14 protein-coding genes are annotated in these 15,188 nt (G+C 66.1%); all 14 read right to left on the bottom strand.

The features are described 5' to 3' along the window. Nucleotides 1-192: 192 nt before the first annotated feature. Entirely contained in the window at nucleotides 193-741 is a 549-nt protein-coding gene (locus KEG57_RS52480) for a response regulator transcription factor (protein ID WP_272424250.1), read from the bottom strand. Nucleotides 742-743: 2 nt separating this feature from the next. Continuing rightward, the gene (locus tag KEG57_RS52475; protein ID WP_272459998.1) at nucleotides 744-2,102 is read right to left on the bottom strand and encodes an ATP-binding protein; all 1,359 of its coding nucleotides are present in this window, start codon (nucleotides 2,100-2,102) and stop codon (nucleotides 744-746) included. Between the two features lie 125 nt (nucleotides 2,103-2,227). Further along, on the bottom strand, nucleotides 2,228-2,737 hold the full coding sequence (locus tag KEG57_RS52470) for a cytochrome C oxidase subunit IV family protein (RefSeq protein ID WP_272424254.1): 510 nt from the start codon (nucleotides 2,735-2,737) through the stop codon (nucleotides 2,228-2,230). A 20-nt stretch (nucleotides 2,738-2,757) separates the two neighbouring features. Continuing rightward, on the bottom strand, nucleotides 2,758-3,438 hold the full coding sequence (locus KEG57_RS52465) for a cytochrome c oxidase subunit 3 family protein (RefSeq protein ID WP_272424256.1): 681 nt from the start codon (nucleotides 3,436-3,438) through the stop codon (nucleotides 2,758-2,760). Then, entirely contained in the window at nucleotides 3,438-5,075 is a 1,638-nt protein-coding gene (gene ctaD / locus KEG57_RS52460; RefSeq protein ID WP_272424257.1) for a cytochrome c oxidase subunit I, read from the bottom strand. Before ctaD ends, KEG57_RS52465 begins: the two co-directional genes overlap by 1 nt. Nucleotides 5,076-5,093: 18 nt before the next feature. Further along, a complete protein-coding gene (gene coxB / locus KEG57_RS52455; RefSeq protein ID WP_272424258.1) occupies nucleotides 5,094-6,050 on the bottom strand; it encodes a cytochrome c oxidase subunit II in 957 nt (318 codons plus the stop codon). Then, nucleotides 6,047-6,901, bottom strand: a complete 855-nt coding sequence (locus KEG57_RS52450) for an SCO family protein (RefSeq protein WP_272424397.1) — start codon at nucleotides 6,899-6,901, stop codon at nucleotides 6,047-6,049. Before KEG57_RS52450 ends, coxB begins: the two co-directional genes overlap by 4 nt. Further along, on the bottom strand, nucleotides 6,901-7,560 hold the full coding sequence (locus tag KEG57_RS52445; RefSeq protein WP_272424259.1) for a hypothetical protein: 660 nt from the start codon (nucleotides 7,558-7,560) through the stop codon (nucleotides 6,901-6,903). The genes KEG57_RS52450 and KEG57_RS52445 overlap by 1 nt, the downstream gene beginning before the upstream one ends. Then, nucleotides 7,557-8,792, bottom strand: a complete 1,236-nt coding sequence (locus KEG57_RS52440; protein ID WP_272424261.1) for a hypothetical protein — start codon at nucleotides 8,790-8,792, stop codon at nucleotides 7,557-7,559. Before KEG57_RS52440 ends, KEG57_RS52445 begins: the two co-directional genes overlap by 4 nt. After that, nucleotides 8,789-9,400, bottom strand: a complete 612-nt coding sequence (locus KEG57_RS52435; RefSeq protein WP_272424263.1) for a c-type cytochrome — start codon at nucleotides 9,398-9,400, stop codon at nucleotides 8,789-8,791. Before KEG57_RS52435 ends, KEG57_RS52440 begins: the two co-directional genes overlap by 4 nt. Further along, complete coding sequence (locus KEG57_RS52430) at nucleotides 9,397-9,963, bottom strand: DUF3341 domain-containing protein (RefSeq protein WP_272424264.1); 567 nt, start codon at nucleotides 9,961-9,963, stop codon at nucleotides 9,397-9,399. The genes KEG57_RS52435 and KEG57_RS52430 overlap by 4 nt, the downstream gene beginning before the upstream one ends. Beyond that, nucleotides 9,956-11,473 carry an NrfD/PsrC family molybdoenzyme membrane anchor subunit gene (gene nrfD / locus KEG57_RS52425; RefSeq protein ID WP_272424265.1) on the bottom strand — a complete coding sequence of 506 codons (1,518 nt, stop codon included), beginning with the start codon at nucleotides 11,471-11,473 and terminating at the stop codon, nucleotides 9,956-9,958. Before nrfD ends, KEG57_RS52430 begins: the two co-directional genes overlap by 8 nt. Further along, nucleotides 11,470-14,454, bottom strand: coding sequence for a TAT-variant-translocated molybdopterin oxidoreductase (locus KEG57_RS52420; RefSeq protein ID WP_272424267.1), 2,985 nt, complete (start codon nucleotides 14,452-14,454; stop codon nucleotides 11,470-11,472). Before KEG57_RS52420 ends, nrfD begins: the two co-directional genes overlap by 4 nt. Then, nucleotides 14,451-15,059 (bottom strand): cytochrome c3 family protein, encoded by a 609-nt coding sequence (locus tag KEG57_RS52415; RefSeq protein WP_272459997.1) that lies wholly within the window; start codon nucleotides 15,057-15,059, stop codon nucleotides 14,451-14,453. Before KEG57_RS52415 ends, KEG57_RS52420 begins: the two co-directional genes overlap by 4 nt. Between the last annotated feature and the right edge of the window lie 129 nt (nucleotides 15,060-15,188).

Raw genomic sequence — 15,188 nt, 5'->3', positions numbered from 1 at the left:
AACGTTGCCGGTTGAAATGTCACGCCGCTGCTTTGGTTGGCAGGGCCTTCGCCGGTCTTGCCTCGGCCTGTTCGATGAACTGCGCATCGCGCAGTTCATCGACCCCGAGTCCAGCGCTTGCGCTGGTCCGGGTCCAGGGGTGGACAACCCCTGGTCGGGGTCCGGGGTGAAACCCCGGCGCTCCGCTGTACGTCAGGACGATTTCTTCAATTTCCGCTGCAGCGTCCGGCGATCGATCCCGAGCAACTTCGCCGCCACCGCAATCACCCCACCCGAATCCTTGAGCGCGGCGTTGATCGCGTCGCGCTCGAGCTCGTCGAGCTTGTACGTCGTGCGGCTCGACGGCGGCGCCCCCGAAAACGGCGCGCGCGGACGCTCGAACAACACTGTCGCCTCGCGCAGCAATCGATCCGCGTCGATCGGCTTCGTCAGCAGCGTGTCCGCGCCCTCGCGCACTGCCGCCACCGCGAGCGGGATGTCCCCGAATCCCGTGAGCATCACGATCGCCGCCTCCGGGCAAAGCCGTCGCAATCGCGGCAGGGCCGAAAGCCCGTCGACGCGCGGCATGCGGTAATCGACGACCACGAGATCCACCGGCGCGTCCTCCAGCGCGACGACCCCCTCCTCCACCGTCGCCGCCGTCCGCGCCTGCACCCCGCGCCGCCGCATCGCGCCCTGGAGCGTCGTGCGAAATGCGTCGTCGTCGTCGATGAGCAGCGCCGTCTCGATCTTGCGAGGCATCCTCATACCTCCGAGTCACGCGACGCCACACGGCGCGCGAGCCGGATCGTCACTCTTGCCCCGCCTTCGGCCCCATTGTCCACACTCAACGTGCCGTTCATCCGATCGAGCAGCACCGAGCTCACGTAGAGCCCGAGCCCCATCCCTCCCTCGCGCTCCTTCGTCGTCTGGAACGGCTCGCCGAGCCGCGCGAGGATCTCCGGCGCAAACCCCGGCCCACTGTCGTCGACCACGATCTCGGCGTGATCACTGCCGTCTCGCACCACAATCGTGATCCGCGGCCTCGCCGTCCGCACCATCGCCTCGGTCGCGTTCGTCAGGACGTTCACCAGCACCTGCAAGAGGCCCGCAGGCATGACCGTCACGTACACCGGCTCGGGCGCGTCGATCGTGATCTCGCCCCGGTACGCGAGCCGCCGGAGCTCGCGCCCCGCCATCTCCGTGACCAGCTTGCCGAGCTCGACCTCCTCGCGCCGCTGATCGGGCCGGATGTACCCACGCACGAGGCCGATGATGTCGCTCGCACGCTGCGCCTCGCCCGCGATCGTGCGCGCGAGCTCGGAGGCGTCGGGCGAAACGTCCTTCGTGAGCTCCGAAAGCTCGCGCCCGGCGAGCAGGATCGTGGCGAGCGGCGTCGAGAGCTCGTGCGACATGCCGCCGACCACGCGGCCGAGCATCGCGAGCTTGTCATTGCGCAGCGAACGTTGCCGGAGCTCGTCGAGCCGCCGCGCGTACACGGACAGGAACACACCGAGGAAACCGGCCACGGTCGCGAGCGAGACGAACGCGCCGAGGTGGTGGACGCGCTCCTTGCCGAGCGGCGCCGAGGCCAGCGGCAGCGGGTCGGCGAACGAGACGAGCGCGCCAACGCCCACGGTCAGGCCCGCGATCGCGAGGATGGCGCGGCCGCCGCTGAGCAAACCCGCGAGGGCGATCTGAAACACGAGGAACGCGGCGAACGGATTCCCCGTGCCGCCCGTGACCCAGAGCACGGCGCCGAGGGCGAGCACGTCGAACGTGATCTGCCCGGCGACGAGGCGCTGCTCGTGCCCGCGGATGCGGCCGAGCACGAGCGCGAATGCCCCGTTCAGGATCACGAGCAAGCCGAGGATCAGGAACACCGGCGTGACGGCGAGATCCGGGACGAACCATTTTCCGGTCGCCGTGGTCGCGCCCATGCCGAGGATCGCGAGCCAGCGGAGCTGGATCAGCCACCGCGCCGCGGTCCCCTCGGGGATCGGATCCGCGCTCGCAAGGACGGCCCGTACGGATGACTGTCCCCCTGTGGGTACATCACCCGCCGCGCGCGCCGTCCCGGGCTCGACGACGGCGATGGGGGGAACGGAGACACGGGCCGACATCGGGTCGGAAGACTATGGCGAGTCCGAACCCGGTGTCGAGCGGTTCGCAGTTGGAGGAGCGTGCGGGAGGCTGGGGGCTGAGCTCGTTTGCCGAGCCAAGCCCCCGAAGGGCGGGAGGGAACGACTCAGTGCTTGGCGGGGACCGTGGCCGGGGCGGCCGAACCGGCGGCCGGAGCGGCCGAGCCGGCGGCGGCGGGCAGAGCCGCCTCCTTGGGGACGGCGATGTCGCCGGTGCGCTGGGCCTTGAACGGGTCCTTCAGATCGACGGGGTTCTTCGCCTCGATCGACTCGGCTTCGCCGCGGAACTCCGTGTCGCTCATCGTGATGCCGATGAAGACCGCGAGGAAGATCAGGGCGGAGACGAAGATGATCCCGTGGAACTTATGGTCCCACTTGAGATGCATGAAGATGAGCGCGACGACCGACGCCTTGATCGTGGCGATCAAGAGGGCGACGATCAGGTTGCCCGTGTGACCGATATCCACGTAGCTCGCCGCCACGGTGACGACCGTGAGGAAGAGCAGCGTGGCGAAGGTGCCGATGTAGACCTTGAACGGCAGGACGTGCGGAACGTGATCGCCGTTTCCGCTTCCGTGTCCGTGACCGTGGTCGTGCTCTGCGTGCGAAGTGCTCATGGTGCGCTCTGCTCCGGGGATCAGCCGACCAGGTAAAGGAGCGGGAAGAGGAAGATCCAGACGAGGTCGACGAGGTGCCAGTAAAGGCCCACGTTCTCGACGGGCGCGTAGTAACGGCTGGAGAACTCGTTCTTCTGGTTCCGGAGGAGGATCCAGAGGATGAGGCCCATGCCGATGACCACGTGCACGCCGTGGATCCCGGTCATCATGAAGTAGATGGCGAAGAAGATGCCCGGGTGACCCGAGGCGAAATCCGCCGCCGTGAAGTTCCCGCCGGGCAGGAGCCCGTCGTGGATCTTGTGGCTGTACTCGAAGTACTTGACCACGAGGAAGCCCGCCGCGCACGCGAGGGTGATCGCGAGCAGAAGCGTCGTCTTCTTGGTCTCGTTCTTCTGCGCGGAGCGGACCGCGAGCGCCATCGTGAAGCTCGAGGTGATCAGCACGATGGTGTTGATGCCGCCCATCACGCGGTCGAGGTGGTGGTGCGCCTCGACGAACGACGGGAAGTACTTGCTACGGAAGATGGCGAAGGCGCAGAACAAGCCGCCGAACAGCAGGATCTCCGTCACCAAGAAGAGCCACACGCCCATTCGACCTGCGTCGAACTGGGTGTCTGCCTTGTCGAAGTGGTGGGCGACGTGGAACTGGGGGGAGAGCTTGCTCTCCCCGGCGCCGCCCAAAGCCTCGGCTTTCGCGCTCATCAAGCAGTCTCCTCAGCGGGACGCTCGTACGCGTCCAGCGTCACGATGGGGGCCTTCTCGAAGTTCTCCGTGATCGGCGGTGACTGCGTCTGCCACTCGAGCGTCGCGCTGTCCCACGGGTTCGCCGGCGCGGGCGCGCCGCTCTTGAGCGAGCGCGCGAGGCAGATGAACGTGATGAGGAAGCCCGTGCCCAGGACCCACGAGCCGTACGTCGAGAACGCGTGCAGCGGCTGGAACTGGTCGAGGTAGTTGTAGTAGCGGCGCGGCATGCCACGCGTGCCGAGGATGAACTGGGTGAAGAACGTCCAGTTGAAGCCGATGAACGTGAGGGCGAAGCCCACGCGCGCCAGCTTCTCGTCGTACATCTTGCCCGTCATCTTGGGCCACCAGTGGTGGAGGCCGCCGAAGAACGCGATCGCCGTGCTGCCCATCATCACGTAGTGGAAGTGGGCCACGACGAAGTACGTGTCGTGCAGGTGCAGGTCGACGCTCAGCGTGCCGAGGAAGAGGCCCGTCAGGCCGCCGATCGCGAAGAGGAAGAGGAACGCGATGCCGTAGAGCATCGGGACCGTGAACCGGATCGACCCGCCCCAGAGCGTGCCGAGCCAGTTGAACATCTTCACGCCGCTCGGGATGGCCACGAAGAACGTCAGGAAGGAGAAGATCGCCGAGGAGAGCTCGCTCTGCCCCGAGACGAACATGTGGTGGCCCCACACGAGGAACGACACGAGGGCGATGGCCACGCTGGAGAACGCGATCGCCTTGTACCCGAAGACCCGGCGCTTCGAGTGCGTCGTGAGGATCTCCGTCGCCACGCCCATGCCCGGCAGGATCATGATGTACACGGCCGGGTGGCTGTAGAACCAGAAGAAGTGCTGGAAGAGGACGGGGTCACCGCCGAGCGTCGGATCGAAGATGCCGATGTGGAACGCGCGCTCGAAGATGAGCAGGAGCAGCGTGATGCCGAGGACCGGCGTCGCGAGCACCTGGATGATGCTGGTCGCGTAGAGCGACCAGAGGAAGAGCGGCATGCGGTACCAGCTCATCCCCGGGGCCCGGAGCTTGTGCAGCGTCACGATGAAGTTGAGCCCCGTCAGGATGCTCGAGAACCCCATCACGAAGACGCCGAACGTCGCCGAGATGACCGACGTCGTCGACACGCCGGAGGCGTAGGGCACGTAGAAGGTCCAGCCCGTGTCCACGCCGCCCGTCACGATCGCCGCGAGCATGAAGATCGCGCCGATCCAGAACAGGTAGAGGCTCAAGAGATTGAGCTTCGGGAAGGCCACGTCCTTCGCGCCGATCATCAGCGGCAGGAAGAAGTTGCCGAGCGACGCCGGAATCGACGGGATGATGAAGAGGAACACCATCGCCGCGCCGTGCAGCGTGAACGCCTGGTTGTACTGCGTGGCGTCCATGATGGTCTTCTTCGCCGTCAACAACTCGAGACGGACCAGAAGGGCGAAGATGCCGCCGAGGCCGAAGCCGACGAGCACCGACACCAGGTACATGATGCCGATGCGCTTGTGGTCGACCGTGGTCAGCCAGGACCAGACGCCGGCAGTTTGGTTCAGGTAGTTTTTGCCTCGAACCTCGGGCGCGTGCCCGAGTTCGTCGACCGTAGCCGTATTTGCCATGATCGAGCCTCCGATTCCCTACTGGACCGTCTTCAGGTACGCGATGATCGCGTCGATGTCCGTTTCCTTGAGCAGGCCCTTGTAGGTCGGCATGACCGCCGGATACCCCTGGACCACCTTCTTGTTCGGCTCGAGCAAGCTCTCACGGATGTAGTTCTCGTCGACCTTGACCGACGAACCGTCCGCGATCTGCTCCGACCGACCAAAGACCCCCTTGAACGTCGGGCCCTGGATGCGGGACCCATCGAGCGAATGGCAGGTGTTGCAGCTACGCGTCGCGTAGAGCTTCTTGCCGAGCTCCGCCGGGGGAAGCGGCTTCTCCCCGGGCAATAGGCCCGTCTCCTGCCAGTTGTCGTAGTCGGCCTTCTCCATCACCCGGACCTTGGCCATCATGTCCGAATGGCCGACGCCGCAATACTCCGTGCAGAACAGAATGGTATCGCGGTTCTCCGTGGCCTCGAACCAGATCGTCGTGTACATGCCCGGCACGACGTCCTGCTTCACCCGGAACTCGGGCACGAAGAAGCTGTGGAGCACGTCCTTCGAGCTCATGATGAGCTTCACGGGCTGGCCCTTGGGCACCACGAGCTCGTTCACGCTCACGTTCCCGTTCGGGTACGTGAACGTCCACATGTACATCTCCGCCGTCGTGCGGATCTCGAGCGCATTGCCCGGCGCGACCATCGCCTGCATCCAGCCCTTGAGGCCCACGAAGAAGAGGCCAATCACGAGGATCGACGGGATGATCGTCCAGGAAATCTCGAGCGTCGTGCTGTGGGTGACGTCGCTGAGCTTGTCCTTCGGGCCGCGTCGCTTGTACTTGTACATGAAGTACGCGAGCGCCCCCATCAGGAGAACGAACATCACGACATCCAGCCAGTAGACGATGTAGTACGCAGTATCGATTTCCTCTGCGATCGTCGAAGACTGTTTCGGCATCCAGAACGAGCCGAGTTCGATCGGATCCAACCTCATGCCAAAGCTCCATCCGCCGACTTCGACGCGCGACGACGCTCACGCCGCCAGAACCCGAAGAGCATGCCTCCGAGGCCCAGCACGGTGAACGCACCGCCCGCCTTCATCAGACGCCTCGTCGCGAGGACGTACTTGTTTTCTGCGGGATCATAATGAAAGCAGAACAGGAGCACGCGACCCCACGCGGACGCGAGCTTGCCCTGCGACGCCTCGAGCAACGACAGCTCGAGATCCTTCGCGCTGTAATTGAGCCCGTACAGCGTCCGCGAGAGCTTGCCCTCGTGCGTGAACACGAACACGCCCGCCGCATGCGCATACTGCTGCGTCGCCTCTTCCCAGCGGTACCGGAAGCCCACCGCGTCGGCCACCCGACGCACCTGGGCCTCCTCCCCCACCAGGAAATCCCATCCCCGCGGTGCCACGGGCCGGCCATACACGCTGACGTACGAGTCGCGCTTCTTGCGGGCCGCCTCGGGGGTATCGCGAGGATCGATGCTGACGACGACGACGCGGTACTCCTTGCCCGCCGTCCAGGCGAGGTCCTTCATGCCCTGCAACAGGCCGTTCACGACCAGGGAGCAGAGCATCGGGCACTCGTAATACGCGAGCACCAGGATCACCGGGTGCTCGCCGTCGAGGTAGCTGCCCAGCGTGACGTCGTGCCCCGCTTGATCACGGAGCTTCGCGTCCGCCGGAAGGACGGCGCCGGGTCGCTCCTCGATGTCCACGCCCTCGAGCTCCTTCGGCAGCGCCGGATCCCCCGCGAGCGCAGGCGTTACCGGCGCAAGCGTGACCACGGCCGCCGTGAGCGCGGCAGCGACGAACATAAGGAAGCGGCCCGGACGAACCATCACTTCTTGGGCTCCTTGGGCTTGTCCTCGGGCTTGTGAGTATCCTTGGAGTCGCCCTTCTTGTCGCCCTTCTCCTCGACCTTGGCGCCGTCCTTCTTCTCTTCGCCCTTGTTCTCGCCCTTGTTCTCCTCGGGCTTGTCCTGCTGGGGCGCGGGGGCCGGCTCCTCCTTCAGAGGCGGGGCCACGGGCGGCTGCCGATACGCCGCGATCGTCAACTCGACCGCGCGATCCGTCGGGATTCGCACGACGCCGTCCTTCTTGCTCACCCACTGGTAATGCGTGAGCTTCTGCTGCTCGGCGGCGCGAAGGGCCCGAAGGTCACTCGATTGCAGCGAGAGGACCTTGTCGTGGAGCTCGCGATCCACGTAGTAGTTGAAGATCTCGCGCACCGCGACGCAGAGGACCACCACGACCACGCAGGTGATGACCGTGACGAGCGCGATGAGGCCATTGCGCGGCCTGTCGTCCTCGACCGGGTCGTGCCCGCCGTGCCCGTGACCGCCCTCGTGCGCCTCGTCGCCGTGATCGTCGTGCGCGCTCGACTCCACGCTGTCCTCGCGCTCCTCGGAGGTGGACTCGTCGTTGTCCGAGGACACCTTCGAGGTCTCCTCGGCAGCGGCCTCTGCGCGGCCCTGGTTCTTCTTCTTCTTCTTGCTCATGGATTGTCCACCTTCACGGTCTCGGCGAGCCGAGGATCACGGAGCGGGTAGAGCGGGCCCTGCGCAGCCTGCCGCGCGACCAGGAACGCCGCGATGCCGAGCGGTCCGAGCAGGCCGCAGATGTCCACCACGCTGAAGTGGAAGTGGTGGTCGAACGTCGGCATGACGAGCCAGTAGAGGTCGACGTAGTGCATGACCAGCATGATCACCGCGCCGAGCGAGAGCACCATCCCGTGCCGCTTCGCATGCCGCGAGAGCAGGAGCAGGAAGGGGATCAGGAAGTGGCCGAAGAAGATCGCGAGGCTCACCTTCGCCCAGCCCGCGTCGTCCCAGCGGTGGTGGTACCACACCGTCTCCTCGGGGATGTCGGCGTACCAGATCAGCAGGAACTGCGAGAAGCCGATGTACGCAAAGAAGACGATGAACCCGAAGAGCAGCTTGCCGATGTCGTGCCGGTGCTCGATCGTGCTGATCTTGCGGAAGTAGCCGCGCTGCTGGAGCTGCACCGTGATGAGCGCGAGCACCGACAACGAGCTCGTCGCGCACCCGGCGAACACGTACACGCCGAAGATGGTCGAGTACCAGTGCGGGTCGAGGCTCATCACCCAGTCGAACGCCGCGAACGTCGTCGTCAGGGCGAAGAGGATCATCGCCGGCGCGCTGGCCGTCTGCATCTTCTCGGTGAGCTTGATGTCACCGCTCTCGTCCTGCGCCCGGCTATTGCGCGTGAAGTAGAGGCCGAGGGCCACCCACACCACGAGGTAAAGCGCCGACCGGCCATAGAAGAACGAGGGGTTCAGGTACCCCGCCTTCTTCTGCAGGATCGGATCCGTCGCCGCCTGCGGCCCCATCCAGTGGTGGTACAGGTCGTGCGCCCAGAGGAAGATCGGGATCGCGAGGACCGCGACCGCAGGGAGAAGGCCCGCGAGCCACTCCATCTGCCGCCGCGCCGCCACCGACCAGCCCGCGCGCGCGAGGTGCTGCACCAGCACGAAGAACAGGCCGCCGAGCGCGATCGTCGCGACGAACAGGAAGCCGATCAGATACGAGAACGCGAATCGCTTCGCGTCCATCGCATAACCGGCGCCCGCCGCCGCCACGCCCACGACCGCGAGCCCCATGCCCGCCTTCGTGATCGTGTCGCCCACTTCTTTCGGGAGCTTCCGGGCGTCGTCGGTCTTGGCCTTGCCGCCCGTGGCCCGACCTGCGGTCATCGCCGCCGCCTGGCTCATTGCGCGTCTCCTTCCGGCTCGATCGCGCTGCGCTTGTCGGCAGGCACGTCATCGATCGAGGCATGCTGGCTCTTGCCGAGCACCCTCACCCACGTGACGATGGCCCACCGGTCGGCCACCGGGATCTGCTTGCGATACGACGGCATGTTCCGGACGCCGTGCGAGATGGTGTCGAAGATCTGCCCGTCCGGCATGGTCCGGACCCGATCCGACGAGAGCTCGACCGGCGGGGGGAAGCCACGCTGCACCACCATCCCGCGGCCGCTGCCCGACATGTCGTGGCAGGGCGCGCAGTAGATGTTGAAGCGCTCCTGGCCACGACGAACGACCTTCTCGTCCACCTCGAGCGGCGCGCGGCCGATGAACTCGCCCTTCGCGTCCTTGCCGCGGTAATACGCGTCGTCCTCGTCCAGGTGGCCAACGGGCACCGTCCCGTCGACGATCGGCCGCATCGCGCGGCCGTCCTCGAAGAACGGGCTCGCCTCACCCCACTGGTACTTGGGCTGCCAGTCCATGTCTCCGAAGACGTGGACCGGCGGCTCCTCGCTTTTGTTGCCGCGGCAGCCCGCGAGGGCCAGCGCGAACAAGAGGAATGCGGCGGGCCTCATTCCGTGACCTCCACGATCTCACGCGCGCCGAGCTCCTCGAGGAGCCTCCTCGTCTTCGACGCGTCGTATTTGGGGTCCTTCGCCTCGACGGTGACGAAGAACGCGTCGTCCGTCGCACGCGGGAAGGACGGGTGCTTCATCGACGGGTGGTAGAACATCGGCAGGCGGTTCATGCCCCACAAGCCGAAGAACGCACCGAACGCCGAGAAGAGCACGGTGAGCTCGAACATGATCGGGATGTACGCCTGGTACGAGAACGACGGCTTGCCGCTGATGACGAGCGGGTAGTCGATCGAGACGAACCACGTCAGCGCAATCGCGCTGGCCAGGCCCGTCGCGCCGGCGATCAGCACGATCCAGGGCATCTTCGACGGGGGCAGCCCCATCGCCTTCTCCAGGCCGTGAACGGGGAACGGCGTCTGCGCGTCGAAGTCCTTGTACCCCGCGTTCTTCAGCTTCTCACAGGCGTGCATCAGCTCGCCAGGCGTGAGGAAGTAGCCCATGAGGCCGAACGGCTTCGCCGCCTCTTCCTCGAGCTCTTCGTGACGATGAGCCTTATCCACGGGACTCCTCCTCGTCCTTCTCCGCGTCGCCCTCCGACGCCTCCTCGCCCTCGTCGCCCTCGTCCTCGCTCTCCTCGGCCTTCGCGCTCGCCTCCTCATGGTGGTCGTCGTGCGCGTCGTGACCGTGGTCGTCGTGGCCCGCGTGCGGATCCGCCTGCGGCATCACGCCCTTGACCTCGCTGATGGCCACCGCCGGCATGAACCGGAGGAAGAGGAGGAACAGCGTGAAGAACAGACCGAACGACCCGAGGAACGTCGAGATGTCGAAGAGGCTCGGCCGGAAGTACGTCCAGCTCGAGGGGATGTAGTCGCGGTGGAGGCTCGTCACGATGATGACGAAGCGCTCGAACCACATGCCGATGTTCACGAAGATCGAGATCACGAACATCGCCGGGATGCTGGTCCGGATGCGCTTGAACCAGAAGAGCTGCGGGGAGAAGACGTTGCAGCTCCACATGGTCCAGTACGCCCACTTGTACGGACCGAACGCGCGGTTGATGAACGCGAAGCGCTCGTACTCGTTGCCGCCGTACCAGGCGATGAAGTACTCGATCGCGTAGGCGTAACCGACCATCGTCCCCGTGAGGAGGATGATCTTGTTCATGTTCTCGAGGTGCTTGATGGTGATCAGGCCCTCGAGACCGTACGCCTTGCGCGCGAGCACCATCAGCGACACGACCATCGCGAAGCCGCTGAAGATGGCGCCGGCGACGAAGTACGGCGGGAAGATCGTCGTGTGCCAGCCCGGCATGATCGACACGGCGAAGTCGAACGACACGATCGTGTGCACCGAGAGAACGAGCGGCGTCGAGAGACCGGCCAGGATGAGGTAGGTCTTCTCGTAGTTCAGCCAGTTCCGGTGCGAGCCACGCCAGCCGAGCGAAAAGATGCCGAGCACGATCGAGCGGACCTTCGTCGTCGCGCGATCACGCAGGGTCGCGAGGTCCGGCACGAGGCCGACGTACCAGAAGAGGATCGAGACCGTCGCGTACGTCGAGATCGCGAACACGTCCCAGAGCAGCGGGCTCTTGAAGTTCGGCCACATGCTCATCTGGTTCGGTATCGGGAAGAGCCAATACGCGAACCACACGCGACCGACGTGGAACACCGGGTAAATCGCCGCCGACATGACGGCGAAGATCGTCATCGCCTCCGCCGCGCGGTTGATGCTGGTGCGCCACTTCTGCCGGAACAGGAAGAGAATGGCGCTGATCAGCGTGCCGGCGTGGCCGATACCGATCCAGAAGACGAAGCCGGTGATGTCCCAGGCCCAGAAGACCGTGTTGTTCAGACCCCAGATACCGAGGCCTTCCGCGACGAGCTTACCGAGCGAGCCGAGCAGGATGAGCAGTACGCTCACCGCGAGGCCCAAAAGAACCAGCCACGAGGGGGTCGTCTTTTTCTCGACGATCCCCGCGACCGTCTCGGTCACCGCGTTGAAATCGCGGTGGCCGAGGACGAGTGGAGCACGCTTGCCGGGCGTGTCTTCTTGCAGGGCGGCGGTGGTCATGCCCCCTCCAGCTCAGGGTTGGGGTTCTTGATCTTGGCGAGGTACGACGTGCGCGGGCGGATGTTGAGCTCTTCGAGGAGCTTGTATCCGCGCGGCCCGGCGGCGCGCTTGGCCACCTCGCTCTGCTTGTCGTTGAGGTCGCCGAAGTGGATCGCCTGCGCCGGGCAAGCCGCCTGGCACGCCGTCACCACCTCGCCGTCGCGGAGACGGTCGCGCCCCTCCGCCTTCGCGGAGATCTTCGCGCGGTTGATGCGCTGCACGCAGTACGTGCACTTCTCCATGACGCCTCGGCTGCGCACCGTGACGTCGGGGTTCATCTGCATCTTGTGCTGCTCGATCGTGTCCTTCGTGTAGTCGTGGTAGTTGAACCGACGCACCTTGAAGGGGCAGTTGTTCGCGCAGTACTTGGTGCCGATGCACCGGTTGTACGTCATCTCGTTCAGCCCCTCGGGGCTGTGCGTCGTCGCCGCGACCGGGCAGACCTCTTCGCACGGCGCGTTTTCGCAGTGCACGCACATCATCGGCTGCGAGACGCTGGTCGGGTTCTCGAGGTCACCCTCGAAGTACCGATCCATGCGGAGCCAGTGCATCTCGCGCGACCGCTGCACGCCTTCGGCGCCGACGATCGGGATGTTGTTCTCCGCCTGGCAGGCGATGCTGCATGCGTTGCAGCCGACGCAAGCCGCGAGGTCGATCGTCATGCCCCAGGCGTGACCCTTGTCGTACTTCCGCTCCTCGAAGAGGCTCAGGTACTTCTTCGGCGGCGGGACGACCTGCGGGTTCTCCTGGTACTTGGCGAACGACGCCTCGAGCACGAGCGGCCGGCCTTCCGTGAGGAAGTGCTCCTGCGTCCGCGAGAGCTTCGTCGAGCCGCCCGCCTTCGTGATCGACACGCCGTCCGCGACGTGGAAGGCCGCGCTCGTGCGCAGCGCCCCCGTATCGACGCCGACGTTCTTGCCGACCCGACCGACCACGGTCCGGCCCTGGCCGACGGTGACGAGGATCGTCCCGTCCGCCAGCCCCGGCGCCACGAGCGCGGGCAACGTCACCGTCGCCCCGTTCGCGCCCACCGTGACCAGATCCCCGTCGACCACGCCGAGCCCCTTCGCCGTCTTCGGCGAGAGGGACGCGACGTTGCCCCAGGTGACCTTGGCCATCGGGTCCGGCATCTCCTGGAGCCAGCCGTTGTTCGCGTACCGGCCGTCCCACGTGTGCGGATCCGGGTCGAAGACGACCTCGAGGTCGCCCTTCGGCGCCACGGCCTTCTGCGCCTTGATCGCCGCGCCGACCTTCGCAGCGTCGAGATCCGCCGTCTCGGCCGGGAAGGCGCTGTCCTTCCAGAGGCCGTCGTGCAGCGCGCGCCGGAAGTCACGCTCGAAGTCGGCGACGAGCGACTGCGCCCCACGCCAGCTCGCGCGGACGAGGTCGTAGCCCTTGCGCGTGCCGCCGAGGAAAACCTCGAGGATCTCCGCGTCCGTCTTGCCGCCGTACATCGGCGCGATGAGCGGCTGGATGATCGCGCCCGTGCCGTCTTCGGACCGGACGTCGCTCCAGCTCTCCAGCGTGTGCGCGCGGTTCAGGTGCCACGCCGCGGCCTTGCCCGTCTCGTCGACGTGCGTGCCCACGTGGACCAGCGTCTTCGCCTTGCCGATGGCGTCGCGGACGTCCGCGGGCGCGTTGAAGACGGGGTTGCCGCCGAGCACGAGGAGCGTGTCGACCGTGCCCGCCTGGAGGTCCTTCGCGAGCGCCGCGATCTCCGCCGGGCCGCCCTTCACCTCGTCGAGGGGTTGTACGAATTTCACCGTCTTGCCGACGGCGCCGATCGCGCGATGCACCGCGTGAACGAGCGCGTGCACGGCCGCGGGCTGCTTGCGACCCACGACGATCGCGACCGCGCCGTTGCGCTTTGCGATGTCGCCGGCGATGGCCTTGACCATCTTCGCGGCCTGCGGATCGAGCGCGGACGCGCCGCCGAGCGCGGACGTGATGTCCGCGGGCAGCTCGACCTTCGCGGCCGCTGCGATCTCCTGCGCGAGCGCGTAGGCGATCGCCGGGATCTTGTGGCTCGAAAGGCGCAGCCGATGATCCGCGCTCGTCCCCGAGACCGAGAAGATGCTCTCGATCGCGTAGAACCGGTTCATCGGTTTGTCCTTGCGGTCCGGATCCCGCCGCGCCGCGAAGGCACGCACGTTCTTCACGACGCTGCCTTCGTTCAGCAGGAAGTCCGCGTCGAGCGAGACGACGACGTCGGCCTCGCCGATGTCGTAGACGGGCACGAGCGCCTTGCCGAAGGCGATCCGCGCGCCCTCTTCCTGCACGTCACGACCGAACGCCTCGTACCGCACGACGCGCGCGTCGGGCATCAGCTTGAGGAGTGCGTCGAGCTGCGCCGCAAGCGTGGGCGAGCGATGATCCTCGACGAGGACCGCGAGGCCCTTGCCGTTCTTCTTCTTCGCGTCGTCGCCGAGCTTGCGCAGGAAGGCGTTCGCCTCGTCCCACGTCCGCGCTTGGCCCTTCTCTTGCGGGCTCTGGCTGCGGTCGGGATCGTAGAGGTCGAGCACCGTCGCCTGCACGAACGAGTTCGTCGCGCCGAGGCTCTCGGGGTGCCGCGGGTTGCCCTCGATCTTCGTCGGCCGACCCTCGTGCGTCTCGACGACGAGGCCGAGCGCGGTGCCGAGGATCGGCATCGCGGTCGAGAAGAAGAGCGGCCTACCGGGGACGACCTCTTCCGGCGCGCGCGTGTAGGGGACGATGACCTCTTCGGGCCTGCGGCAGGCCGCGAGGCCGCCGAGGGCCATCGAGGCGCCCATGATGGTGAGGAACTCTCGGCGGCTCGTTCCTTGCGGAGGCTCTGCGGCGCCCTCCGGGAACTCGCGCTTCAAGTCCTCTGCGAACGACGGTGACTTCTCGAACTCGTCGAGGCTCCGCCAGTAGTTCTTTCCGGACGTATCCGGCTCGATGGGATACGGAGCTCGCTTCATCGGTGGCACCCCGAGCAATGAACGGGAGGCGAGACCTTGCGCTGGGAGGGCGGAGCCGCGAGGTTCGCGACGCTCGCCGGCACGGTCTCGTCGACCATCTTGGTGATGTCCTTCGGATCCCGGAGGTTCGGCTCGGGGTTCCGATGGCAGTCGAGGCACCAGCCCATGGAGAGGGGCTGCGCTTGACTCACCTTGATCATCTGGTCGACGCGGCCGTGGCAGCTCTGGCAAGCCACTCCTGCGGTCGCGTGGGCCTGGTGGTTGAAGTACGCGTAGTCGGCCAGGTTGTGGACGCGCACCCAGGGGATGGGGTTCCCCGTCGCGTAGCTCTCCCGCACGGGAAGAAGCTTTTGACTATCCGTCTTCACCTTCGAGTGGCAGTTCATGCACGTCTCGGTGGCAGGGACGGACGCTTGGGCGCTCTTGTCGACGGCCGTGTGACAGTAACGGCAGTCGATGCCGAGATCGCCGGCATGCAGCTTGTGGCTGTAGTCCACGGGTTGTGTGGGCGTGTAGCCAACTTCGACGTGCTTGTTGGTACCGTAGTACCAAAGGCCGCCGGCAGCCGCGGTGCCAAGCGGAGCAAGTACGAAGGCGGCCACCATCGGCAGCACCCGGTTGGACCACTTTGGGAATAGGTATCTCGCCATGTGGACGCTCGATCATCGGGAATTCCCGACGACGCGGGCGGGTTTTGCCGTCCCCAGCCGACGAGGGCAAGATGGCAAAGCGCC

The sequence above is a fragment of the Polyangium jinanense genome, from assembly GCF_028435365.1.
Note: the sequence above shows the minus strand (reverse complement) of the source record. Positions and strands in the feature narration are given on the sequence as shown.

Coding starts and splice junctions, on each gene's coding strand:
- KEG57_RS52480 (WP_272424250.1), bottom strand. CDS start 741: ATGCCTCGCAAGATCGAGACGGCGCTGCTCATCGACGACGACGACGCA.
- KEG57_RS52475 (WP_272459998.1), bottom strand. CDS start 2,102: ATGTCGGCCCGTGTCTCCGTTCCCCCCATCGCCGTCGTCGAGCCCGGG.
- KEG57_RS52470 (WP_272424254.1), bottom strand. CDS start 2,737: ATGAGCACTTCGCACGCAGAGCACGACCACGGTCACGGACACGGAAGC.
- KEG57_RS52465 (WP_272424256.1), bottom strand. CDS start 3,438: ATGAGCGCGAAAGCCGAGGCTTTGGGCGGCGCCGGGGAGAGCAAGCTC.
- ctaD (WP_272424257.1), bottom strand. CDS start 5,075: ATGGCAAATACGGCTACGGTCGACGAACTCGGGCACGCGCCCGAGGTT.
- coxB (WP_272424258.1), bottom strand. CDS start 6,050: ATGAGGTTGGATCCGATCGAACTCGGCTCGTTCTGGATGCCGAAACAG.
- KEG57_RS52450 (WP_272424397.1), bottom strand. CDS start 6,901: ATGGTTCGTCCGGGCCGCTTCCTTATGTTCGTCGCTGCCGCGCTCACG.
- KEG57_RS52445 (WP_272424259.1), bottom strand. CDS start 7,560: ATGAGCAAGAAGAAGAAGAAGAACCAGGGCCGCGCAGAGGCCGCTGCC.
- KEG57_RS52440 (WP_272424261.1), bottom strand. CDS start 8,792: ATGAGCCAGGCGGCGGCGATGACCGCAGGTCGGGCCACGGGCGGCAAG.
- KEG57_RS52435 (WP_272424263.1), bottom strand. CDS start 9,400: ATGAGGCCCGCCGCATTCCTCTTGTTCGCGCTGGCCCTCGCGGGCTGC.
- nrfD (WP_272424265.1), bottom strand. CDS start 11,473: ATGACCACCGCCGCCCTGCAAGAAGACACGCCCGGCAAGCGTGCTCCA.
- KEG57_RS52420 (WP_272424267.1), bottom strand. CDS start 14,454: ATGAAGCGAGCTCCGTATCCCATCGAGCCGGATACGTCCGGAAAGAAC.
- KEG57_RS52415 (WP_272459997.1), bottom strand. CDS start 15,059: ATGGTGGCCGCCTTCGTACTTGCTCCGCTTGGCACCGCGGCTGCCGGC.